The sequence below is a fragment of the Vreelandella malpeensis genome, assembly GCF_020622355.1.
Classification (GTDB): domain Bacteria; phylum Pseudomonadota; class Gammaproteobacteria; order Pseudomonadales; family Halomonadaceae; genus Vreelandella; species Vreelandella malpeensis.
In genome coordinates, this window is sequence record NZ_WHVL01000002.1 from 368,827 (window position 1) to 392,326 (window position 23,500).

19 protein-coding genes and 2 pseudogenes are annotated in these 23,500 nt (G+C 63.9%); 9 read left to right on the forward strand and 12 right to left on the reverse strand.

Annotation, left to right across the window (positions count from 1 at the left end):
* Positions 1–39 precede the first annotated feature (39 nt).
* A complete protein-coding gene (locus GEV37_RS07070; RefSeq protein ID WP_227389526.1) occupies positions 40–1,197 on the reverse strand; it encodes a GNAT family N-acetyltransferase in 1,158 nt (385 codons plus the stop codon).
* A gap of 183 nt (positions 1,198–1,380) precedes the next feature.
* Here GEV37_RS07070 and GEV37_RS07075 point away from each other — a divergent pair, with 183 nt between their 5' ends.
* From GEV37_RS07075 to GEV37_RS07085, 3 genes are read left to right on the forward strand one after another with little or no spacing between them, the layout of a single operon-like run.
* Entirely contained in the window at positions 1,381–3,987 is a 2,607-nt protein-coding gene (locus GEV37_RS07075; RefSeq protein WP_227389527.1) for an ATP-binding protein, read from the forward strand.
* Positions 3,984–5,744, forward strand: coding sequence for a putative bifunctional diguanylate cyclase/phosphodiesterase (locus GEV37_RS07080; RefSeq protein ID WP_227389528.1), 1,761 nt, complete (start codon positions 3,984–3,986; stop codon positions 5,742–5,744). Before GEV37_RS07075 ends, GEV37_RS07080 begins: the two co-directional genes overlap by 4 nt.
* On the forward strand, positions 5,744–6,595 hold the full coding sequence (locus tag GEV37_RS07085; protein WP_227389529.1) for a MurR/RpiR family transcriptional regulator: 852 nt from the start codon (positions 5,744–5,746) through the stop codon (positions 6,593–6,595). Before GEV37_RS07080 ends, GEV37_RS07085 begins: the two co-directional genes overlap by 1 nt.
* 18 nt (positions 6,596–6,613) lie before the next feature.
* Here the strand turns inward: GEV37_RS07085 and GEV37_RS07090 are convergent, their stop codons facing one another.
* The gene (locus GEV37_RS07090; protein ID WP_227389530.1) at positions 6,614–6,976 is read right to left on the reverse strand and encodes a RidA family protein; all 363 of its coding nucleotides are present in this window, start codon (positions 6,974–6,976) and stop codon (positions 6,614–6,616) included.
* Between the two features lie 46 nt (positions 6,977–7,022).
* Positions 7,023–7,505: an Lrp/AsnC family transcriptional regulator gene (locus tag GEV37_RS07095; protein ID WP_227389531.1), complete on the reverse strand. Its 483-nt coding sequence runs from the start codon at positions 7,503–7,505 to the stop codon at positions 7,023–7,025.
* Between the two features lie 200 nt (positions 7,506–7,705).
* On the opposite strand from GEV37_RS07095, the gene GEV37_RS07100 reads away from it, so the two are divergent.
* The 3 genes from GEV37_RS07100 (at position 7,706) to GEV37_RS07110 (ending at position 10,230) form a co-directional block, all read left to right on the forward strand.
* On the forward strand, positions 7,706–9,391 hold the full coding sequence (locus GEV37_RS07100; RefSeq protein WP_227389532.1) for a 2-isopropylmalate synthase: 1,686 nt from the start codon (positions 7,706–7,708) through the stop codon (positions 9,389–9,391).
* A 69-nt stretch (positions 9,392–9,460) separates the two neighbouring features.
* The gene (locus GEV37_RS07105; RefSeq protein ID WP_227389533.1) at positions 9,461–9,850 is read left to right on the forward strand and encodes a fluoride efflux transporter FluC; all 390 of its coding nucleotides are present in this window, start codon (positions 9,461–9,463) and stop codon (positions 9,848–9,850) included.
* A complete protein-coding gene (locus GEV37_RS07110) occupies positions 9,847–10,230 on the forward strand; it encodes a fluoride efflux transporter FluC (RefSeq protein WP_227389534.1) in 384 nt (127 codons plus the stop codon). The genes GEV37_RS07105 and GEV37_RS07110 overlap by 4 nt, the downstream gene beginning before the upstream one ends.
* A gap of 8 nt (positions 10,231–10,238) precedes the next feature.
* Here GEV37_RS07110 and GEV37_RS07115 read toward each other — a convergent pair whose 3' ends face one another.
* Positions 10,239–11,726: a SulP family inorganic anion transporter gene (locus GEV37_RS07115; RefSeq protein ID WP_227389535.1), complete on the reverse strand. Its 1,488-nt coding sequence runs from the start codon at positions 11,724–11,726 to the stop codon at positions 10,239–10,241.
* Positions 11,727–12,182: 456 nt separating this feature from the next.
* On the opposite strand from GEV37_RS07115, the pseudogene GEV37_RS17070 reads away from it, so the two are divergent.
* Positions 12,183–12,911: pseudogene (locus GEV37_RS17070) on the forward strand (PAS domain-containing protein); the annotation flags it as partial.
* 162 nt (positions 12,912–13,073) lie between these two features.
* Positions 13,074–13,448: pseudogene (locus GEV37_RS17075) on the forward strand (methyl-accepting chemotaxis protein); the annotation flags it as partial.
* 68 nt (positions 13,449–13,516) lie between these two features.
* Here the strand turns inward: GEV37_RS17075 and GEV37_RS07125 are convergent.
* From GEV37_RS07125 to GEV37_RS07145, 5 genes are all read right to left on the reverse strand, one after another.
* A complete protein-coding gene (locus GEV37_RS07125) occupies positions 13,517–14,167 on the reverse strand; it encodes a peroxiredoxin (RefSeq protein ID WP_227389537.1) in 651 nt (216 codons plus the stop codon).
* A 116-nt stretch (positions 14,168–14,283) separates the two neighbouring features.
* On the reverse strand, positions 14,284–15,318 hold the full coding sequence (locus GEV37_RS07130; protein WP_227389538.1) for a CNNM domain-containing protein: 1,035 nt from the start codon (positions 15,316–15,318) through the stop codon (positions 14,284–14,286).
* Between the two features lie 85 nt (positions 15,319–15,403).
* Complete coding sequence (locus GEV37_RS07135; protein WP_227389539.1) at positions 15,404–16,081, reverse strand: haloacid dehalogenase type II; 678 nt, start codon at positions 16,079–16,081, stop codon at positions 15,404–15,406.
* 107 nt (positions 16,082–16,188) lie between these two features.
* Complete coding sequence (locus GEV37_RS07140) at positions 16,189–17,622, reverse strand: aspartate aminotransferase family protein (RefSeq protein WP_227389540.1); 1,434 nt, start codon at positions 17,620–17,622, stop codon at positions 16,189–16,191.
* Positions 17,623–17,699: 77 nt separating this feature from the next.
* The gene (locus GEV37_RS07145; protein ID WP_227389541.1) at positions 17,700–19,196 is read right to left on the reverse strand and encodes an NAD-dependent succinate-semialdehyde dehydrogenase; all 1,497 of its coding nucleotides are present in this window, start codon (positions 19,194–19,196) and stop codon (positions 17,700–17,702) included.
* A gap of 369 nt (positions 19,197–19,565) precedes the next feature.
* On the opposite strand from GEV37_RS07145, the gene GEV37_RS17040 reads away from it, so the two are divergent.
* Positions 19,566–20,777, forward strand: coding sequence for a GGDEF domain-containing protein (locus tag GEV37_RS17040; protein ID WP_227389542.1), 1,212 nt, complete (start codon positions 19,566–19,568; stop codon positions 20,775–20,777).
* On the opposite strand, the gene GEV37_RS07155 is transcribed toward GEV37_RS17040, so the two are convergent.
* Genes GEV37_RS07155 through doeA form a run of 3 tightly spaced genes read right to left on the reverse strand, consistent with a single transcriptional unit; the run spans position 20,774 to position 23,491 of the window.
* Positions 20,774–21,250 carry an Lrp/AsnC family transcriptional regulator gene (locus GEV37_RS07155; RefSeq protein ID WP_227389543.1) on the reverse strand — a complete coding sequence of 159 codons (477 nt, stop codon included), beginning with the start codon at positions 21,248–21,250 and terminating at the stop codon, positions 20,774–20,776. The genes GEV37_RS17040 and GEV37_RS07155 overlap by 4 nt on opposite strands.
* Positions 21,251–21,256: 6 nt before the next feature.
* A complete protein-coding gene (gene doeB / locus GEV37_RS07160; protein ID WP_227389544.1) occupies positions 21,257–22,273 on the reverse strand; it encodes a N(2)-acetyl-L-2,4-diaminobutanoate deacetylase DoeB in 1,017 nt (338 codons plus the stop codon).
* Between the two features lie 18 nt (positions 22,274–22,291).
* Complete coding sequence (gene doeA / locus GEV37_RS07165; RefSeq protein WP_227389545.1) at positions 22,292–23,491, reverse strand: ectoine hydrolase DoeA; 1,200 nt, start codon at positions 23,489–23,491, stop codon at positions 22,292–22,294.
* Positions 23,492–23,500: the final 9 nt, after the last annotated feature.

A 23,500-nucleotide genomic window follows, 5' to 3' on the forward strand; every position in this document is an offset into this window, starting at 1 on the left:
GCGCATTATGCCATCAAGCGCGCCGGGCGGCGAGCTGCGTCACGCGCGCTCCTTGAAAGGCAGTGCGGCGCAGGCGGCATCGCGATAGGCCGCCACCTGGCGCGCCTCCTCGGCGCAGAACCGCGCCACCGCAGTCGCAAGCCCGGGGTGTGCCAGATAATGAAGCGAACGGGTCGGCGTGGGAGAGAAACCGCGCACCAGCTTGTGTTCGCCCTGAGTACCGGGATCGAACAGCGTCAGTCCCTGCTCGAGGCAGTACTCGATGCCTTGGTAGTAGCACGCCTCGAAGTGCAGGCAGTCGGCCACGACTTCGCTTCCCCAGTAGCGCCCGTAGAGCGTGGTGGCGCCGCGAAAGTAGAGCGCCGCCGCCACGGGCCGCCCGTCGACCAGCGCCTGGACGAGCACCAGCGACGCGGGCATGGTCACGCGCAGGGCGTCAAAAAACGCCTGGTTGAGATACGGCGGGCGGCCGCGCTCGTGATAGGTGATCGCGTAGCAGCGGTAGAAGTGCGCCATCGCCGAGGCGTCGATCGCTTCGCCTTCGAGCCGGCGCAGGGTGATGCCCTGCTCCGCCATCCGGCGGCGCTCGCGCTTGATCGTCTTGCGCCGTTTGGCGGTCAGGCTGGCCAGGAATCCCTCGAAGTCGCCGTAGTCGTTATCGTGCCACTGGAACTGAACGCCTTCACGGGCGATCAGTTCCGGGCGTTGTGCCTGCCAGGCGGCCACCTCGGCTGGACGTGCGAACAGCAGGTGCCAGCTCGAGAGCCCCAGCTCGTCGCACAGCGCCTTCCAGCCATCGCCAAGCCGTGCACAGGCCTCGCCCGGGTCGACGTCCGGGGCGATCAGCAGGCGCTGGCCGGGCACCGGGGTAAAGGGTACCGCGCTCAGCGCCTTGGGGTAGTAATCTCCGCCGGCGCGCTCGAAGGCCTCCGCCCACCCCCAGTCAAACACGTACTCGCCATAGGAGTGGCTCTTGAGGTACAAGGGTAGCGCCGCCAGCAGGTGCTCCCCTTGCCACAGGGTCAATTGCCGGGGCTGCCAGCCTGTCGCCGCGCTGACCGAGCCGCTATGTTCGAGCGCGGCCAGAAAGGCGTGGCGCAGAAACGGCTGCTCGTCGTCGACCAGGGCGTTCCAGCGCCTGGGCGAGACATCGTCCATGGAAGAGAGGATCGCGAGTTTCGCAGTGGAAAGGGACATGGCACCTCGCGTTGCTGGGGTGGATCGCGGTCGACCAGTATCGCCCAATCGCGCCGTCACTAGAACCACCCGCCACGGGTCATCCTCGCGGTGTCAAAAAAATCGCTCGCGAACGGCTCGATCGTTAAAGCTTGATTGAAACAGACCGATATTGAGTAGATTGCCCACTTTCCTAGGATCGCCATGCAACCCGCCGCCCTACCCGATCGAGAACCGGAGCGCCTGTCGGCCTTGCGACGCCTGGAAGTGATGGACACGCCCGCGGACGAGTCGCTGGAACGCCTGACCGATCTGGTCTGCGAGATCTTCGCCGCGCCCATCGCGCTGGTGTCTCTGGTCGACGAGCACCGTCAGTGGTTCAAGTCCCGCGCGGGGCTCGAGGTGAATCAGACGCCTCGCGAGGACTCCTTCTGCGCCCACGCGCTCGCCCTCGACTCGGCGCTGGTCGTCGAGGATGCCTTGAAGGACGCGCGCTTTGCCGACAACCCGCTGGTGCTGGGCGAGCCACGCATTCGCTTCTACGCGGGCCATCCGCTGCGCCCGCTCGACGGCATCGCCGTGGGCACGCTGTGCGTCATCGACACCGCCCCGCGCACCTTCGATGCGCGCGAGAAGCGCCTGCTGGAAAAGCTCGCCGCCCAGGTCGACGACATACTGCGCCAGCGCAAGCTTCAGGCCGAGCTGACCCGCACCGCGCGGCGCTTCGAGGCGCTGTTCAGCAAGAGTGCCACCGCCAAGATCCGCATCGACCGCCAGGGGCGGATCATCGCGATCAACCCCTTTGCGCTGAGCCTTCTGGGCTACGAGGCCCACGAGCTGCTCGACCGGAACATCGCTGTGCTCACGCCACCGCATATCGCCGTCGAGCACGATCAGTTCATCGCGCGCTTTCTTTCCGGCGGTGCGCCGACGGTCATTGGCCGCGGCCGCGAGGTCGAGGCGATGCACAAGCAAGGGCACCGGGTGCCGGTCCACCTGGCGGTCAACGCCATCCACGACAACCAGGGCGAGGTGGTCGAGTTTCTCGGCGTGCTGACCGACCTGACCAGCATCTACGCGGCCAACCGGCGAATCATCAAGGAGCAGAGCCTGTTGAAGGTGCTTCACCAGGGGATCACCGACTACCAGGCGCTGATGTCCGGCCAGGGCCTCTGGACCTTCCTGATGGAGGCGCTGCGGGAGCTCACCGACAGCGACTACGCGCTGATCGGTGAGGTGCTGCCGACCGATACCACCAACACGCTCAAGATCCACGCCATCACCGACCTCTCCTGGAGCGACTCGTCCCGGGAGCTGATGGACCGCCTGCGCAGCGGCGACATGACGCTGACCAGGCCCGATACGCTGCTGGGACGCGTCTACGCCCACGGCGAAGTGGTGATGACCGACGATGTTTACGGCCTTGGCGCCCAGCGCAACTTTCCCCACGGCCACCCGCGCCTGGACAACTATCTGGGCGTACCGATCATCAGTGGTGACCGACTGATCGGCATGTACGCCATCGCCAACAGCAAACAGCCGCTCAACCAGGCACTGCTCGACTGGCTGCAGCCGTTCACCGACACCTGCGCGCTGCTGATCAACCTCTACCGCCAGATGGCCGAGCGCGAGCAAGTGACCCGCGACCTGGCCATCGCCCGCGACCTGGCAGAGAAGGCAAGCCAGGCCAAGAGCGAGTTTCTGTCGTCGATGAGCCACGAACTGCGCACGCCCCTGAACGCGATCATCGGCTTCGCCCAACTGCTGTCCAAGGGGCGCCGCGCCCCGCTCGACGACAGGCAGCAGCGCCAGGTCCATCAGATCGAGACCAGTGGGCAGCACCTTTTGAGCCTGATCAACGAGATTCTCGATCTGGCCCGGATCGAGGCGGGGCATCTAACGCTCGCCATCGAGCCGATCTCGATCCTCGCCGTGCTCAACGACGCCTGCGACACGCTCGAGGCCAACATCGAGGCGGCAGGCATCACCCTCACGCGCCCTCATGTCGCCCGCGACTGGCGAGTCGCCGCCGATCCTACGCGCACCAAGCAGGTGTTCTTGAATCTGCTCTCCAACGCGATCAAGTACAACCGCCCGCGCGGCAGCATCGCGCTGAGCATCGCGCCAATGGGCGATGCGCTGCGCATCAGCGTGACGGATACCGGCCTAGGCATCGACGAGCAGCGCCGCCACGAGCTGTTCGAGCCCTTCAACCGTCTGGACGCCGAGCACGGCCCCATCGAGGGTACCGGCATCGGCCTTGCCATCACTCGCGAGCTGGTTACCCGCATGCAGGGCGAGATCGGTGTCGAGAGCACGTCCGGCCAGGGCTCGACCTTCTGGTTCACCCTGCCGCTGACCGACGAGCACGCCCACGACGAGAAGGACACAAAGCAGCGCCCCGAGGCGCCGGCGGCAGGCAAGCGTCGCCAGCTGCTGTACATCGAGGACAATCCTGCCAATCAGTGCCTGATGCAGGATATCATCGACGATTTCACAGACATCGAGCTGCAAAGCGTGACCAGCGCCGAACTGGCGCTGGAAATCCTGCGTCACGCCACGCCGGATCTGATCCTCATGGACATCCACCTGCCGGGCATGAACGGTTTTCAGGCGCTCGAGGCGCTGCGCCGCAATGCCCGGCTCGACGCTACCCCGGTCGTGGCGCTTTCCGCCAACGCCATGCCGGCGGATATCGACAAGGGCCTGGCGGCCGGGTTCAACGACTACCTCACCAAGCCGATCGACATCGACAAGCTCTCGCACATGCTCGAGGCGCTTCTCCCCGCTCTACAGGGATGTGACCCATGAAACTCGCCCGCAAGCATCTGTTGGTGGTCGACGACAACGTCGCCAACGTCGAGCTGCTGATGGATTTGCTCGACGATCACGGCTTCGATGACCTGCACGGCCTGCACGACCCGCGCGACGTGGTGGGATATTGCCAGGCCCGGTGTCCGGACCTGATCCTGCTGGATATTCGCATGCCGCACCTCGACGGCTACGCGGTCATGCAGGCGCTCGCCGCGCAACTCGGCGAGGCCGTACCGCCGATCATCGTGCTCACCGCGCAGATCGACGACGAGACGCGCCGCCGTGCGCAGCGCATGGGCGTGCGCGACTTCATCACCAAGCCGTTCCAGCACGATGACGTGCTCATGCGCATTCGCAACGCCCTGGCGCTCGAACAGCGCTACCAGCAGCGCCACGCCGAGGCGACCACCCTCGAACGCCTGGCCGTTGAACAGGCCCAAAGCCTCGACCGAGAGTCGCGCACGGACACCCTCACCAAGCTGCCCAACCGCCGGGCGCTGACTCAGATGCTGCGCATGGCGTCGAGCGACGGCACGCCTACGGGCCTTTTGTTCATCGCCATCGACCAGCTCGACGAGGTGATACGCTTTCATGGCTACGCCGTGGCCGACGCGCTGATGCTGCACGTCAGCCAGCAGCTCTACGACAAGCTCGGCGAGACCGCCAGGCTCGGCATCTGGGGCGGCAGCGAGCTGCTGGTGATCCTGCCCGTCGTAAGCCCCGAGCAGCTCATCCTCCAGGCAATGTCGCTGCTCGAGTGCTTCAACCAGGATCAGACCCTGGACAACCTGCTGCTGCCCTTGGGAGTCAGGATCGGCATCAGTACCGCCGCCGAGCCCTTCGAGCCTGAACGGCTGGTCCACATGGCAGCCCTGGCGCTGCCGCAGAAGAACGGCCCGGTACGCGTGCAGAGCTACAACGAGGAGCTCGAGGCGCGCCAGCGCCATCGCCTGCACCTGCAGCAGTCGATTCGCCAGGCCGCCGAGCGCGGCGAGATGAGCCTGGTCTTCCAACCGAAGCTGTCGCTTTCGACCCACCGTGTGATCGGTGCCGAGGCGCTTCTGCGCTGGCACCATCCGACGCTCGGTCCGGTATCGCCGGTGGAGTTCATTCCGCTGGCCGAGGCCAGCGGCGACATCCTGTCGATCGGCGAATGGGTGCTCGACGAGGCGATGCGCCATATCGCCGTCTGGCGCGAGAAAAGGCTGCTCGACGATGCCTTCCATATCGCGGTGAACGTCGCCGCTCGCCAGCTCGCCCGCCACGACTTCGCCGACAAGCTGCTCGCTAGACTCAAAGAGCATGGGATCCCCCCTTACTTCCTGTCGCTGGAGATCACCGAATCGGGCATTCTGAGCGACATGCACAACGCCCGCGCCCAGCTTGCGCGCCTGGCCCAGGTGAACATCGCCGTGGCCATCGACGACTTCGGCACCGGTCACTCGTCGCTGGCCTACATCAAGACGCTGCCGTTCTCGACGCTCAAGATCGACCGCGCCTTCGTGATGGATCTCGAACACAAGGAGGTCGATCGTCACCTGGCATTGGCGATCACCCAGCTCGCCCACGCAGTGGGGTGCGACGTGGTGGCGGAAGGCATCGAGACGAAGGCCCAGGCGGATTACCTGCGCTCCATTGGTTGTGAGGCGGCGCAAGGGTATCATTACGCTCGTCCGTTGCCCGCCGACGAGTTCTACGACTGGTGCACTCGCTGGCAAGCGCTCCCGCCCATGAACAACGCCCTGGAGTCTTGATGGCCCACGATCTGCTTGAACGCCTGCGCGAACGGCTTGACGATCTGAACCGCTCCGAGTACAAGGTGGCCAACGTCATCCTGGACGACCCGGCGGCAGCCACGAGCCTGAGCATCGCAAGCCTTGCTCAGGCGGCGGGCGTGAGCGAGCCCACGGTGAACCGCTTCTGTCGCAACTTCGGCGCCAAGGGCTATCCGGACTTCAAGATCAAGCTGGCCCAGAGCCTCGCCGGTGGCACGCCCTACGTCACCCGGGCGGTGGAGCCCGGCGACAGCGCCACCCAGTACACCCAGAAGATCTTCGGCGCGACCATCGCCGCACTCGACGAAGCCCAGCGCCAGGTGGACATGGCCGCCGTCGAGCGCATGGTCGACTACCTCACCCAGGCCAAGCACATCCACTTCTTCGGCCTCGGCGCCTCCGGAGCCGTGGCCCAGGATGCCCAGCACAAGTTCTTTCGCTTCAACCTGCCGGTGATGGCCTACATCGACGTTCTCATGCAGCGCATGGTGGCGGCGGCCTGCCATACCGGCGACGTGGTGGTGATCATCTCCTACACCGGGCGCACCAAGGAGCTGGTCGACATCGCCAGGCTCGCCCGGGCGGCGGGCGCGGTGGTGCTGGGCATCACTGCCCCGGACTCGCCGCTGGCCGACGAGTGCACCGCCACCCTCGAGGTCGCGACACCCGAGGACACCGACCATTACATGCCGATGACCTCACGGGTGATCCAGCTCACCCTGATCGATGCGCTGGCCACCGGCGTGACCCTGCGTCGCGGCGAGGATTTCCTCCCCCATCTCAAGAAGATCAAGGACAGCCTGCGCGACACTCGCTTTCCGCTTGAGTGAGCACGCCGCCCGTCACGCTCAGGCGTCGACGGCAGCGGTCACGGTGATCTCCACCTTGAGCTCGTCGGACGGCAGCGGCGCGCAGACGCAGGTACGTGCCGGCGCGTGGCCCTCGGGCACCCAGGCGTCCCAGACCGCGTTCATGGCGGTGACATCGGCGCCATCCTTCAGGTAGACCGTGGCGCTGAGAAGCTGCTCGCGGCTGGAACCGATCTCCTCGAGCAGCGCGTCCACGCGCGACAGCATGCTGGTGGTCTGGGCGGTGATGTCGCCCTGGCGCGCCTCGGGGCCCGCCACCTGGCCGCACAGGTAGGCCACGCCCTGGTGGATCACCGCACGGCTCATGCGGGCCTTGGTATCGTGACGTTGGATAGTGCTCATGGGTCTCTCCTCTCTAGAAGACGGCGTGATGCCGTGAATGCGCTGTTCAGCTGCGCGTGGGAACGGGGCGGTGCTCGAACACCCGACGCAGCACGAAGCTAGTGTGGGCGCCGGTGACGCCTTCGATGCGGTTGATGACGTGCAAAAGCAGATGCTGGTAGTCGTCCATGTCGCGCACCAGGATCTTGAGCTGGAAATCCGCCGCCTGCCCGGTAATGATCAAGCACTCGATGACGTTGGGAATCTCGCGCACCTGGCGCTCGAAGTTGTCGAAGCGCTCGGCGGTGTGCTGGTCCATCGAGATGTGCAGGAGCACCATCAGATCGAACCCGAGCCGGCGCGCGTCCACTTCGGCGCGATAGCCCGCAATCAAGCCGTGCTCCTCGAGGGCACGCACCCGGCGCAGGCAGGGCGACGGCGAAAGCCCGATCCGCTCGGCCAGCAGCTGGTTGCTGATGCGCCCTTCCTGCTGCAGCACATCGAGAATGTGACGATCGAAGCGGTCGAGCTCGAGCGGAACGGGCAACATCTGGCATCTCCTGCCAACGAATGAACAATCAGCGCTATTTAATGCCGATTATCTTTCATGTATTTGTGTATTAGCAATAATCTTCTGCCAAGCCCGACGTATACTGGTGCTATCGTGACAAGCCCCGCCGCGGCGCGAGTCGATCCGGCAAGCGATCATCGGCGGGCCTATCCCACCCGAATCATCGTCAGGAAACGACCATGGCCTTCGATCATCGCAAGTACCGCCCCGCCCCCCGTGTTCCCGCTTTCGACCGCACCTGGCCGGACAAGGATCTCGACCGCGCCCCGATCTGGGTGAGCGAAGACCTGCGCGACGGCAACCAGGCGCTGCTGGAGCCGATGAGCGTCGAGCAGAAGAAACGCTTCTGGCACCAGATCGTCAAGGTCGGCATCAAGGAAGTGATGGTCGGCTTTCCCTCGGCGAGCCAGCCGGATTACGACTTCGTGCGCTGGCTGATCGAAGAGCAGCAGATTCCCGAGGACGTCACCATCGCCGTGCTGGTTCAGTGCCGCGAGCACCTGATTGAGAAGACCTTCGAGTCGCTGGTAGGCGCCAAGCGCGCGATCGTGCACCTGTACAACTCCACCTCGACCATTCAGCGCGAACGGGTATTCGAGATGGACCGCGACGGCATCACCGATATCGCCGTGCAGGGCGCCACCTGGGTGAAGACCTACGCCGAGCGCTACCCCGAAGTAGAGTGGTGTTTCGAATACACGCCGGAAAGCTTCTCGAGCACCGAGATCGACTTCTCGATCGCGATCTGCGAAGCCGTGATGGACGTCTGGCAACCGACGCCGGACAACAAGTGCATCCTGAATCTGCCGACCACGGTCGAGGTTGCCGGCCCTCATCACCACGCCGACCAGATCGAGTATTTCTGCCAGCACATCAAGAATCGTGACAGCGTGATCGTCTCGGTTCATACCCATAACGACCGCGGCGGCGCGGTAGCCTCGGCGGAGCTTGCGTTGCTGGCCGGCGCCGAGCGAGTCGAGGGTACGCTCCTGGGCAATGGCGAGCGTACCGGCAACATGGATATCGTGACCCTGGCGATGAACCTCTACAGCCAGGGCATCGACCCCGAGCTCGACCTGACCAACCCCGACGAGATCATCCAGGTGGTGCAGGAGTGCACCGGCATCGCCATGCATCCGCGCCACCCCTGGGTCGGCGAGATGGTCTATACCGCGTTCTCGGGCAGCCACCAGGACGCGATCCGCAAGTCGCTCAAGCACCAGAAGCCCGACGAGCCGTGGCAGGTCGCCTACCTGCCCATCGACCCCCACGACATCGGCCGCGACTACCAGGCGGTGATCCGCGTCAACAGCCAGTCCGGCAAGGGCGGCATGGCCTTCTTGCTCGAGCGCGACTACGGCATCAACCTGCCGCGCTGGATGATGCTGGCGCTGGCCCCTTATGTGCAGAAAGAGAGCGAGGCGCGCGCCAGTGAGCTCTCGAGCGAAATGATTCGCCAGGTGATGTTCGAGCACTTCAGTCAGCAAGCACCCTTGGCGCTCGCCGACTATCGCCTCTCGAAGGGACAACACGAAGGTATCGAGGTGACGCTTTGGGAGGGCGCGGAAACCCTGCGCCTGGAGGGCAACGGCAACGGCGCAATGTCTGCCTTCACCGACGCCTGGCGCAAGCACTCGGGGGTCAACGTGGCGATCGTCGACTACAGCGAGCACTCGCTCGGCGGCGACAGCGAAGCCAACGCCATCGCCTTCGTGCAGCTCAACATCGACGGTCAGCGGATCTGCGCCGTGGCCGAGGACAGCGACACGGTCAGCGCCTCGCTCAAGGCTTTGCTATCCGGCATCAACATCGCCCGATGCGAGCCCCAACCCGCCCGGCGCGCCATTGAAGACACCACCGCCTGATCGCCCTCTCCCGGCTGGGCCGGGCGAGGCTGCTATACTGCCGCGATCATTCAACGACACGAGACAGTGATGGATCACGGGCTGATTGGGCCAGCGCTAGTGGCCCTGGGGGCCGCTGTCGGCGGCATGGCGCGGCTGGGTGTCACGCGTCTTGCCGCCCGGTACGCAGGCCAGCGCTTTCCTTGGGGGACCCTTGCGGTCAACACAAGCGGCGCCTTCGCGGCAGGGTTTGCCCTCGGGCACTTGGGGCGCGACGCCTTGTCCTACTCCCCGCTCGGGCTCTTGCTGTTGGGGGGAGTGCTGGGCGGCTACACCACCGTCTCCTCTCTGAGCCTACAAACCCTTACCCTCTGGCAAGCGCAACATCGCCTGGCAGCCTTCAGCAACCTGATGGGAACACTCACGCTGGGCGCCCTGCTGGCCGGGCTGGGCGGCTACCTCGGAGCAAGCACGACGTGACCGGAATCAGAACCTACCTCGCGGTAGGCGCCGGCACCGCCTTGGGCAGCCTTTGTCGCTACGCAGTGTCCGTTGGGGTGCTGGCCACCGCCGGGGGAGCGTTTCCCTGGGCGACGCTGCTGGTCAATGCCTTTGGGTCCGGGTTGATCGGGTGGCTCGCCACCCGCGCTACGCGCGACCCCCAGAGCCATTGGGTACGCCATCAATCCTTCTGGGTGACGGGGTTCTGCGCCGGCTTCACCACCTTTTCCCTGTTCAGCCTGGAAACCCTGCACCTGATGGAGCGCCACACAGTAATGGCGGCGGCCTACATCGTGGCAAGCCTTGTGCTTTGGCTCTTGGGCGTCCGGCTCGGCCAAGGCCTGGCGCGCTCGCGCTAGCGTTCTGCTCAGTGGCCGTTCGACAACGTCTCGAGGGCCTTGGGATCGTCGTGTACCGCATAGCGGTTGATGATCGTGGCGCTCGCCTCGCCAAGCCCCACGAGTACGACCGCTATGCCTTGCCGGCGAAACTTGATCACCACACGATCAAGGGTCTGGACCGCAGTGATATCCCAAAAGTGCGCCGTCGTGAGATCGATGACCACCCGTTCGAGACGCTCCTTGGCATCGAAAGCTGCGGCGAACCCTTCGGCGGAGGCGAAGAACACCTGGCCTTCCACGTGATAAGTACGCTCGCCGGGCCCCGTCATTGCACTCGATACCGCCAGGATCTTGCCCACCTTGTGAGCGAAGAATAGCGCGGCCAGCAGTACTCCGACGAACACACCCAGCGCAAGGTTATGGGTACTCACCGTGACTGCGACCGTTGCCAGCATGACCAGGTTGGAACTCAGCGGATGTTGTTTGAGATCACGAATCGACGCCCAGTTGAAGGTGCCGATCGAGACCACGATCATCACCGCTACCAGCGCCGCCATCGGGATCCGCGACACCCAATCGGACAGAAACACCACCATCAACAGCAGCGCCACCCCTGCGATCAGCGTGGAAAGCCGCGTGCGCCCGCCGGACTTGATGTTGATCACCGATTGGCCGATCATCGCGCAGCCCGCCATGCCGCCCATCAGGCCGGCCCCGATATTGGCGATGCCCTGCCCCCTGCACTCGCGATGCTTGTCGCTTAGCGTATCGGTCAGGTCATCGACAATGGTCGCGGTCATCATCGACTCGAGCAGGCCGACCACGCAGAGCATGATCGCGTAGGGGAAGATGATCATGAGCGTCTCGAGATTCAAGGGCACATCCGGCCACAGAAATACCGGCAGCGTATCGGGCAGCTCGCCCATGTCGCCGACGGTGCGAATCTCCATGCCGCTCACTAGATAAACGAGGGTGAGCACCACGATGCAGACCAAGGGCGATGGCAGCGACTTGCCGATCAGCGGCAAATACGGGAACAGGTAGATGATGCCGAGCCCCGCTGCGGTCATGGCGTAGACGTGCCAGGTGACGCCGGTAAGCTCCGGCAACTGCGCCATGAAGATCAGGATCGCCAGCGCGTTGACGAACCCGGTCACCACCGAGCGCGACACGAAGCGCATCAAATCGGCAAGCTTGAGATAGCCCGCCGCTATCTGCAGCGCCCCGGTCAAAAGGGTCGCGGCGAACAGGTACTCGAGGCCGTGTTCGCGCACCAGCGTGACCATCAGGAGCGCCATGGCGCCGGTGGCCGCCGAGATCATGCCCGGGCGCCCGCCGGTGAAGGCGATGATCACCGCGATGCAGAACGAGGCGTAGAGCCCCACCTTGGGGTCCACCCCGGCGATAATGGAAAACGCGATGGCTTCGGGGATCAGCGCCAGCGCCACCACCATGCCCGAAAGCGAATCACCCTTGATGTTCGAGAACCATTCCTGCCGATCGAAAAAAGCCATACCCGATACCCTGACGTCGAAAAACGTGAAAATGCGCCACGCAAAGAGCGTGCCGGCGCAAAGTAAAAGCCGTGACGGTAAAACCGCATTCGTGGGGGGCAAAACGCTAGGGTGGAAGCATCTTCCAAGCAATCGAGGGCATGAAGGCATCTTCGATGAAAAGCGGAAAAACGGCGCGCAAGAGCGCAAGCCGGCGGCATTGTAAAACAGTTAGCTTGTCGATATCCACCCTAGGAGTCAGCAGGCTCATTACTCCGCGCTATGAGGGGGGTGATCAATATTCAATGGACACCGCTTCCGCGGTAGCCGAGGATGCGCGCTTTCTGGGCTTTTGAAAGCGCCCTTTCCTCCACTATTTCTCTCTGCAAAAAATGATACACTTGGTGTACATGTAAAAATATTTGTACAAAATTAACCTATATTCCTAACAGCATATCGCTCACCGAGAACACGCCGATGCTGACCTTCAAGAATACGTTTTTGACCGTTGCGCTTCAGGAACATACCGCCAGTATCCACTTCTCCCCGGAAGGGATCATCGAAAACGCCAGTCCCCTGTTTCTGGAGAAGATGGGCTATGCGCTCGAGGACATTGTCGGTCACCATCATCGCATCTTCTGCTCGGCGGAGGAGGTCGAATCCCCGGATTATCGCCGCTTCTGGACGTCCCTGGCCCTGGGTGAATCGAAACAGGGAAGTTTTCGGCGCCTCAATGCTCAGGGAGAAGATGTCTGGCTCGAGGCGATCTATCTGCCGGTGCGAAACCGTCGGCGCAAGGTGGTAAATATTGTCAAGATCGCAAGCGACATTTCGAAACAGCATCAGGACGCCGAGAACCACAGTGCGGTGCTCAAGGCGCTCAATAGCTCCATGGCCGTGATCGAGTTCGCCCCCGACGGCACTATCTTGAGCGCCAACAGCAATTTCGAACGCACCATGGGCTACAGAAGCGATGAGATCGTCGGCCAGCACCACCGCCTTTTCTGCCAACCGGATTTCCTCCCAAGGCTGACCGAATTCTGGCTTGAACTGGCAAACGGCCAGTTCAAGCAGGGCAAGTTCGAGCGTCGAGACCACCACGGCCGCAGTGTCTGGCTCGAGGCGACCTACAACCCGATCTTCGATGCCCGCGGCCGCGTCATCAAGGTCGTCAAGTTCGCCACCGACATCACCCAGACGGTGGAGGAAAACGAAGCCGCCAAGCGCGCGGTGTTGACCGCCCAAAGCACTTCCAGCCAGACCGAGCAGATCGCCCAGAACGGTTTGGCTCATCTGCACCGAGTGCTCGAGGAGTCGCGCAAGGCATCGAAGACACTGGAGAACGCCCAAGCCTTGATGGCGGCACTGAACAAGCAGGCGCAGACGATCAACAGCATCACCGCCTCGATTGCCAGAATCGCCAACCAGACCAACCTGCTCTCATTGAATGCGGCAGTGGAAGCCGCTCGGGCCGGCGAACAGGGGCGGGGATTCGCTGTGGTAGCCCACGAGGTGCGACAACTGGCCAAGGGGTCGAGCGACGCGGTGGAGGAAATCACTCGGGTGCTCAAGGAGAACAGTGAACTGGTCGAGCGCACGAGTCTCGCGGTTCAGCAGGTGGTGGAACAGGGGCGCCACAGCCAGGCGAGCGTCGGCGAAATCGAGACCATCGTCAACGAGATTCTCTCCGGCGCCCGCGGAGTGTCCGATTCAGTGGACCAGCTCGCCCTGCAGTCCGCCTGACCGCACCTCGTGAAAAAGGCGGCCCGCAGGCCGCCTTTTGAGTATCGCAAGCGCCGAAGTACCGACGCTTACTTCAACTTGGTCTTGCGCAGGTACGGCAGCACCGCGTCGAATTCACCAAACTTCGCCTTGGCGTCCTCGTTGGATACGCTCGGTGGGATGATCACATCCTGGCCCACGGTCCAGTCCGCCGGCGTGGCGATGCCGTGCTTGACGGTGGCTTGCAGCGCATCCAGCGCCCGCAGGATCTCGGCGAAGTTACGCCCCACGGTCATCGGATAGGTCATGGAGAGTTTCAACTGCTTGTCCGGGCCGATGATGAACACCGAACGCACCGTAGCGCTGTCCGCCGGCGTGCGGCCATCGGGCAGGTAGGCGTCTTCCGGCAGCATGTCGAAGAGCTTGGAAACCTCGAGGCCTTCGTCGGCGATGATCGGGAAGTCGACAGCGCTTTTACTGTAGGTTTCGATGTCACCGGCCCAGCGCTTGTGGTCTTCGACGCCATCCACGGAGACGCCGATCACCTTGGTACCGCGCTTTTTCCACTCATCGCCGAGCTTGGCCACGGCGCCGAACTCGGTGGTGCATACCGGGGTGAAGTCCTTCGGGTGCGAGAACAGGATCGCCCAGCTATCGCCGATCCAGTCGTGGAAGCGAATGCTGCCCTGGCTGGTTTCGGCCTCGAAATCGGGAACGACCGCGTTGATGCGTAGTGACATGGTGCCTCCTTCTCGGGTGATCGAATTTTTAATACCTTAAACCACCTTTATGCAATTCACTATAGAACATTCGGTGCTAAGACACTGCGTGTCTTTTTCTTGTTCCAACGCGCCGCCTAGCTTTCCGGGGCGCCCTTTTCGTCGCGCTTGATGCGTGAAAGCCAGCGCTGCTTGGCGTGATGGCGCAAATTGACCACGCTATCGGTCTCGTCGACGATATCTCGACCCAGCAGGGTCTCGAGAATGTCCTCCAAGGTGATGAGTCCGACGAAAGTGCCGTGATCGTCGAACACCACGCGCATGTGCAAGTGATCCTTGAGCATGTCGACGAATACCCGCTCGACGTTCTCTGCCACATCCACTCGGCCGATCGGATGCATCAGATCGCGCATGGTCCGGGCGTCGTCGGCGTGATAGACGTCCGCCTTGTGCACGTAGCCGAAAGGCTGCTCGCCACCGTCCATCACCGGAAAGCGGGTGAACGATGCCTTGCCGTGACGGGCATCGAACTCGGCCACGGTCATGTTCGGCGCCACCGTCACGCATACTGTGCGCGGCGTCATGGCCCCGGAAACCTTGATTTCGTGCAGGTTGAGCACGTTGACGATGGTGCGCGACTCGTCTTCATCCAGCACGCGCTGCTCGAGGCCGGTACGCGCCAGCACCTTGATCTCGTCGCGCAGGTCCACGTCGTGCTCGGCGCGCCCTAGGCGCCGCGTGATCTGCTCCGACAGCCAGATGAACGGCAAGAGCGCGATGATCATCGGCTTCAGAAGGCGCGGTAGATACGGCGCGATACTCTTCCAGTAAGTGGCGCCGATGGTCTTGGGAATGATCTCCGAGAGCACCAGGATCAGAAGCGTCATGACCGCCGAGACGACGGCGATGGAGGTGTCGCCGAACACCGTCGCCGCCTGGGCGCCGACGGCGGTCGCCCCGACCGTGTGGGCGATGGTATTGAGGGTGAGAATCGCCGCCAGCGGCCGGTCGATATGGGTCTTGAGCCGGTCGAGGGAGGCGTGCAGCCGAGGATGCTCGTCCTTGAGCCTGGCGATGTAGCTCGGGGTGATGGAGAGAAGCGCCGCTTCGAGAATGGAGCACAGAAACGACAGGGCAATGGCAAGCGTCGCGGTAACGATCAGCAGGAACATGAGAGCCTGAGTGTGGGGGACATTGCGTGTTTATAGGAGGGGCGTCACGGCTTGTCAACCGCGATCCCCGAAAGGGGTCGCCATCTCAGCCCATCATGCGTTCGGCGAACGCCTGCAGGTCGGGCACGGTCATGTCCGGCTCGATTCCCCAAGGATCAAAGGGCGCATCCGAGCGCCGGCGCACCCAGGCGCTCTTGAGACCCGCCTGCTTGGCCCCGATCACGTCGAACGGGTTGCTGGAGATAAGCCAGGTATGCTCCGGGCGGCTGTCGAGCCGAGTGCGCAGGTAAGCGTACACTGCCGGGTCAGGCTTGAAGCGCTTTATCTCGTCGACGCTGACGATTTCCGCCAGGTGACGGGCCACCCCGGCCCGGCCTAGAAGCCCCGCGACCGCCTCCTCGGTGCCATTGGAGAACGCCACACAGCGAACGCCCGCCTGTGCGAGGGCTTCAAGGGCCGGCGCCACGTCCTCGAAAGCGGGCAGCTCGCCATAGAGCGCCAGGAGATGATCGCAATCGTTGTCGGAAAGTCCCGTTTGCAGCGCCCGGTCGGTGAAGACCAGCGCCCGGTGGGTGCATTCGGCAAAGCTCACGTAGGCCCCCATCAGCCCGGCGCGAAAGCTGTACTCCAGCTGCTTCTCTCGCCAGCGCTTGGCAAACTCCCCCGCCTTGGCGGGCTCTTTCAGGCGGCGCTCGAGCTCTTGCTCGACGCCTTGGGTATCGATCAGCGTGCCATAGACGTCAAAGGCCAGTACTGGTTGCATGAGTGCACCTCGCAGGCGGTGAAAATCAATTCTCGTGCTTTTAGCGTAGCTGCCCGGGTCGCAAACGAAAACGCCGCCGCCCAAAGGCGGCGGCGCGGCGTCGATCGTCAGACGGTGAACGCGGCTTCTTGCTTGCCGGTCTTGAGATCCCCTGAACGGGTCAGCTCATCCGTCACGCGGTCGACGGCGCGGCGAGTGCGCTCGATCACCTCGTCCACTTCCTGGCGGTTGATGGTCAAGGGCGGCGCGAAGCCCAGAATATCCCCTTGGGGCATGGCCCGGGCGATCAAGTTCTCCTCCAGTGCTGCCGCGGCAACTCGGGGACCGACCTTCAGCGCCGGGTCGAAGTGCAGGCGCTCTTTCGCCTCCGGCGAAAACTCGAGCGCGGCCATCAAGCCCACACCGCGCACGTCGCCCAAGAGTGGATGGCCCTCGAAGGTCTTCTTCAGCTGGGTCTGGAAGTAGCTGCCGGTTTCCGCGGCGTTGCCCACCAGGTTCTCGCGCTCGATGATGTCCAGATTGGCGAGCCCCGCCGCGCAGCCGAGCGCATGGCCGGAGTAGGTCCAGCCGTGGCCGATAGGGCCAAACTCGCCGGTACCGGCTTCAAGCACTTTCCACACCTTGTCGCCGACGATCACCCCGGAGAGCGGCTGGTAGGCGCTGGTCAGGCCCTTGGCGATGGTGACCAGATCCGGCTCGATGCCGTAGTAGTGGCTGCCGAAGGCCGCCCCGGTACGCCCGAAGCCGCACACCACTTCGTCGGCGATCAACAGCACATCATACTTCTTGAGAACCGCCTGGATCGCTTCCCAGTAGCCCTCCGGCGGCGGCACGATACCGCCGGTGCCGAGTACCGGCTCGCCAATGAAAGCGGCTACGGTGTCGGGGCCCTCCTCCAGAATCATCGCCTCGAGCTTCTCGGCGCAGAACGCCGAGAATTCCGGCTCGGTCATGCCGTGCTGCTCCGCGCTGCGCAGATAATAGTGCGGCGCCTCGGTATGGCGGATGGTGTCGATCGGCAGGTCGAAATGGTCGTGAAACGCCTTGAGCCCGGTGAGCGAGCCCGATGCGATGCCGGAGCCGTGGTAGCCGCGCATGCGCGAAATCACCTTCTTCTTCTGCGGCCGGCCCAGCACGTTGTTGTAATAACGCACGATCTTGAGCTGGGTCTCGTTGGCATCACTGCCCGACATGCCGTAGTAGACCTTGGACATGTTCATGCCCGCGGCCTTGACGATACGCTCGGAAAGCTCGATCTGCGGCTCGTTGGAGTGGCCCACGTAGGTGTGGTAATAGGAGAGCTCCAGCGCCTGCTTGTAGATCGCCTCGGCGATCTCGGTGCGCCCGTAGCCAATGTTCACGCAGTAGAGCCCGGCGAAGCCGTCGATGAACTCCCGCCCGTCCTTGTCGACGATATGGATGCCCTGGCCGCCGGTGATCACGCGCCCCGGAGCGTCGCCGTGGGCGAAGTCCTTGAGGTGGGTCGAGGCGTGAAAGGTGACCTTGCGGTCGCGGTCGATTAACGCTTGATGCTGACTCATACGCTGCCTTCTGTTCGTGCGCCCCGCCCGCCGTCGGGCGGGGCATTTCCTGTCATCGTGGATAGGGTGCTGCTTGCCTAGCTGCCGGACACCGAGCCCAACGCCCCCAGGCAGTAGTACTTGGTTTCCAGGTACTCGTCGATACCGGTGGCGCCGCCCTCACGGCCAAGGCCCGACTGCTTGACACCGCCAAAGGGAACCGGCGGACCGGTCATCTTGACCGAGTTGACGCTGACCATACCGTACTCCAGCGCCCGCATCAGCTTCCAGATGCGGCGAATGTCGTGGGTGTAGATATACGCCGCCAGGCCGTACTCGGTGTCGTTGGCCATGGCGATCACCTCGTCGTCGCTTGAGTAGGCGGTAATGCCGGCGACCGGGGCGAAGTTCTCCTCGCGCCACACTTTCATTGTTGGCGTCACGTTGGTGAGCAGTACCGGCATGAAGAAGTTCGGGCCCGGCGCGCGGCTCTGATCGCCGGCCACCAGCGTGGCGCCGCGAGAGATCGCGTCATCGACGATGGCGGCAGCCTTCTCCACCGCCTGACGGTGAATCAGCGGGCCCAGGTCCACCTCGCCGTCGAATCCGTTGCCCACGGTCAGCGCGGCCATGCGCTCGGCAAACGCGGCGACGAAGGCCTCAACGATCGATTCGTGTACCAGGATCCGGTTGGCGGCCAGACAATCCTGCCCGGCTGTCTGGAATTTCGCCGCCACGGCAGCGAGCGCGGCTTCCTTCGGGTCCATATCCGGGCCGACGATGAACGGCGCGTTGCCGCCGAGCTCAAGCGACAGACGCTTGACGGTCCCGGCGCTCTGCTCGATCAGAAGCCGCCCGACGCGGGTGGAGCCGGTGAACGACAGCGCCCGAATGCGCGGCTCGCTGCAGAGAATTTTCGAAACCTCAGCGGGCTCGCCCAGCACCACGTTGAAGATGCCTGCGGGAATGCCCGCACGCTCGGCAAGCTCGGCCAGCGCCAGCGCCGAAAACGGCGTCTCATTGGCGGGCTTGACGATTACCGGGCAGCCCGCGGCGAGTGCCGCCGCCGCCTTGCGGGTGATCATCGCCAGCGGAAAGTTCCAGGGCGTGATCATAGCCGCGATCCCGACCGGCTCCTTGAGCGTGCCGAGACTCGCGTTGGGAATGTGACTCGGGATGGTGTCGCCGTAGGTACGCTTGCCCTCTTCGGCGAACCAGCGCACGAAGCTTGCGCCGTACTCGACCTCGCCCCGGGCGTCCGGCAGCGGCTTGCCCTGCTCGAAGGTCATGATGCGCGCCAGATCCTCACGATTTTGCTGAATCAGGTCATACCAGGCGAGCAGGCGCTCGCAGCGCTCGTCGGCGCGCAGCAGGCGCCACTGGGCGAAGGCCACCTCGGCGGCATCCACGGCTGCGGTGATCTGATGGGCTTCCAGAAGAGGAATATGGCCGATGGTGTCCTGGGTGGCCGGGTCGAGCACAGCCTCTTCGCGACCGCCCTCGCCATGGGTCCACTGGCCGTTCACGTAGGCGTACTGGCGAAAGAGGCGCGGATCGTCGAGACGCCTGGAAAGCGCATTGGATAGCGGGGTCATGGCTCACTCCTGTATAGGCGGCGAACGCCACGGCGTTGCCGGGCGCCTGGTAATCGATGCCGCCAGCTTAGCGAAGAGCCGACCCGAAGTGTTTTCGAAAACCCCGCGCCAACGTGGTGATTTTTTTTCGAAGCCACCGCCTGGATTCGTTTTTTTCGTTGCCAGCCTGCCAGGCACCTCGCCGGTTCGACGACATTCGTTGAAAATCCTTCGAAAACGCCAATCTTTTCTTAGTGAACCGGCCACAGAAATAGTACTATCATGCGCTCATTCGCCCCGGCCGCCGGACGCTGCAACCTGGCCGTGAAAACACCCTGAAGGAACAGGTATCACGTCAAGGCGAAGGACACCCAGCCAGGGTAACCCCCCGTGTACCGACTTTCGTATTTCGACCTGCTCGCGCAGCGCATTGGCGACACCACCGCGAAGGCGCGCTTTGATCGTGACCGCCACGACCAGCGCCTTGCCACCCTTCGTCTGGTGACCTTTCTGCTGGCGCTTTTCTACTTCTCCTATATTCCGGTGGACATGTATTTGCTGCCGGACATCGGGCTGCGCTCGCTTCTGATACGCTTTTTCGTGGTAGGGCCGCTGGCGGTATTTTTGCTGATTTACTATCAGCGCCCGGTGCCGATACGCCACAAGGAGTTCGCCAGCATCGCCGTGGTGGGTATCGCGACCCTGGTGTGGTGCATCGTGCTGCTGGGGACCGACAACCCTCGGGTGTTGCACTACTTCTACGCGGGGCTCGTCTTCCAGCTGGTCTTGACCATCGTGCTGGCGCCCCCCTTCGAGCAGAGCGTCTACGCCTCGATCGTCGTCTGCCTATGCCTCTACACCACCATCTGGCTCCTGCCGGGCGCGGATACGGAGTACGTGATCAATCATCTGGTGGTGGGCGTACCCACCGTGGTGCTGACGCTGATGGCGAACTACCGCTTTTCGACGGAGTCGCTGCGCCTCTATCTTCAGAACCTCAACACCGACACCCTTCGCGCAGAGCTTGCCGAGCGCAACGAGAACCTGGACAAGATCTCCCATATCGATCCCTTGACGGGGCTTGCCAACCGCCGTGGTCTGAGCCGCCACGCGGCGGCGCTCGCCCTGCGCCGTCGCGCGCGCGACCAGCGCGTCGCGCTCGTCCTGATCGATGTGGATCACTTCAAGGCCTTCAACGATACCTACGGCCACGACGCCGGGGATCACTGCCTGAAGCAGGTCGCCCAGGCGATCCAGAGCGCCTGCGGCCCGCAGGACACGGCCTGCCGCTACGGGGGAGAGGAGTTTCTGGTGCTGCATACCGGCAACGGGCTCGACGCCCTGTCGAGCGCCGCACTCGGCGAGCGCATCCGGGCCTCGGTGGCGGCGCTGGATCTCGCCCACCGCGAGTCGGAGCATGCCTGCGTGACGGTCAGTGTGGGCATCTGCGTGGGCATCCTCGAGCATGGCGATGCGCTCACGCCGCTGATCCTGGAAGCGGATCGAGCGCTCTACGCCGCCAAGCGCGCCGGTCGCAACCGGGTTCGCGAAGGCCGCCACGACGCCTCGTCGGTCATCCAGCTTTCGCTGTTCGACGACTAGCGAAGCTCCAGCGCCTCAATATCGACGCTGCTCTGCTTGACCGTCTTGGTGACGATATAGGTGAAGTAGCGCTCGATGCCGACGTCACTGACCAGCCAGCGATCCATGAGGCGCTGGTAGCCGTCGATCGAACGCGCTTCGAACTTGACCAGGTAGTCCACCCCGCCGCCGACCGCCACACACTCGGTGACCTCCGGCGTCTGCATCACCAGCGACTCGAAGCGCGCAAAGCTCTCGGCGTTGTGCGCCTTGAGCTCGATCTGGACCCACACCGGCGTGCGCGGCACCAGCGCCTGGGCGTCGATGCGCGCACTGTAGCCCTGAATGACGCCGGCCTTCTCGAGCCGCTTGACCCGCTCCCAGCAGGGGCTGATCGAAAGGTTGATCGCCTCGGCCAGGCGAGACTTGGTGATGCGCCCGTCGCGGGAGAGGATCTCGAGGATCTTGAGATCGAAGCGGTCGAGTTTCAGCACGCGCCCTCAGGCCTCGAGCCGGTCGACGACATCGGCGATCACCGCGAGCGTATCGCCCATGTTGATCAGCGACGGCGCGCGTCGGGCCATCAGGATACCGTCGCGCTCGGCCCGGTAGGCCACCGGCTCGGCGCCGGTGCGCGACATGTCAAAGACGTAGGCGATGGTCTGGCCCTTCGTCACCGCCTCCCCCAGCGCCACGGTCAGCTCTAGAACGCCCTGGTGGCGGCTTTGCACGTAGCAGCTGGCATCCGGCATATCGAGATAGACCTGGCCGCCCTCCGGCATCGCCACCTCGCCCGCCACCAATCCGTAATGAGTCAGGAAATTGCGCACGCCCTGCTCGGCAATCGCCATGCTTTGCGGGGTCGAGGTGCCGCCGCCGCCGAGCTCGGTGGCGACGAACACCTTGCCCTGGCGCTCGCAGGCGGTATCGAAGAGCCGCTCGGCGTCGAGCTCGAACATCACCATGGCGTAGGGAGCGCCGAAGGCCTTGGCGCCTTCAAGCGCGGCCTTCTGCTGCTGTTTGTCCTCGAGCACGTGGGAGGCGGCAAACGGCAGGATGTCGAGCGTGCGCCCGCCGGAGTGCAGATCGAGCACGACATCGCTCATCGGCACCAGCACGCGGGTGAAGTAGTCGGCGATCTGGGAGGTGACGGAGCCATCCGGGTCGCCGGGAAAGCTTCGGTTGAGGTTACCCTTGTCCAGCGGCGAAGTGCGCGTGCCGGCCATCACCGCCGGCGTGTTCATGCAGGGAACGATGATCACGCGCCCGGTCACTTCCTCGGCCGTCAGGGCGTTGGCGAGCTTCAAGAGCGCGGTAATACCCTCGTATTCATCGCCGTGGTTGCCGCCGGTCAGAAGCGCGGTGGGGCCTTCGCCATTCTTTACCACGGTGACGGGAATCATCACCGCCCCCCAGGCGGAGACGTCGGTGGAGATCGGCAGCTTCAGAAAGCCGTGCTGGACGCCGTCGGCGTCGAAGTCGACGGTGGCGGAGATCGGGCTCGGTCGCAGTGTCATGGAAAATCCTTCGGTCGCTTACTTGACGAACAGCTGGCGCGGAAAATTCGCCAGCGTCTCGCAGCCGTCGTCGGTGATCAGAATGCTCTCGGTGATCTCCAGGCCCCACTCGTCGACCCAGAGCCCGGGCATGAAGTGGAACACCATGCCGGGCTGAAGGATCGTCTCGTCCGAGGGGCGCAGGCTCATGGTGCGCTCGCCCCAGTCCGGCGGGTAGGAGAGCCCGATGGAGTAGCCGCAGCGCGCACCGCCGCGATCGAAACCGTACTTGTCCATCGCCGCGCCCAGCGCCATGGCGATGTCCGCGGTACGGTTGCCGGGCCTGGCCACGGCGAGGCCGTTCTCGATGCCTTCCAGAAGCGCGGACTCGGCGCGGATGAAGTCGACCGGCGGCGTGCCCAGAAACACCGTGCGCGATAGCGGCGCGTGGTAGCGCTTGAACACCCCGGCGATCTCGAAGAACGTGCCCTCGCCTTCGCGAAACGGCGTATCGTCCCAGGTCAAATGCGGCGCGGCGGCGTCCTTGCCCGTCGGCAGCATCGGCACGATGGCCGGGTAGTCGCCGCCGAACACGCGCCCGTTCTCATCGACGAAGCCCTCGATGCCGACTCGGTAGATCTCGGACACCAGCTTGCTCTTGGGCAGGCCCGGTTCGATCACCTCGAGGATGCGCGAATGCATGCCCTCGACGATCTTGCCGGCCACGCGCAGGTACTCGATCTCCCGCGGCGACTTGATCGCCCGGCACCAATTGACCAAGGCGTTGGCGTCCATGAAGCGGGCGTGAGGCAACTCGCGCAGAAGGCTCTGGTAGGCCTTGGCGGAGAAGTAGTAGTTGTCCATCTCCATGCCCACCACCCCGGTGTGCCAGCCGCGCCGGGGCATGATCGACTGGGCCAGATACTCCATCGGGTGCATGTCCGGGTTCTGGACGTAGTAGTCGGGGTAGTAGGTGATGTTCTCCGGATCAATCCAGCAGGTGCGCAGCGCCCCGTTGGCGTCCATGCGCCGCCCGAACCAGACCGGCTCGCCCTCGAGGCCCACCAGCACGCACTGATGCACGTAGAACGACCAGCCGTCGTAGCCGGTCAGCCAGGCCATGTTGGAAGGGTCGCTGACGATCAGCACATCGATGCCGCGACCGGCCATTTCCGCCCGCACTTTCCAGAGGCGGCTTGCATACTCTTCGCGAGTGAAAGGCAGGGAAACCTCATTCATCGAGCGATT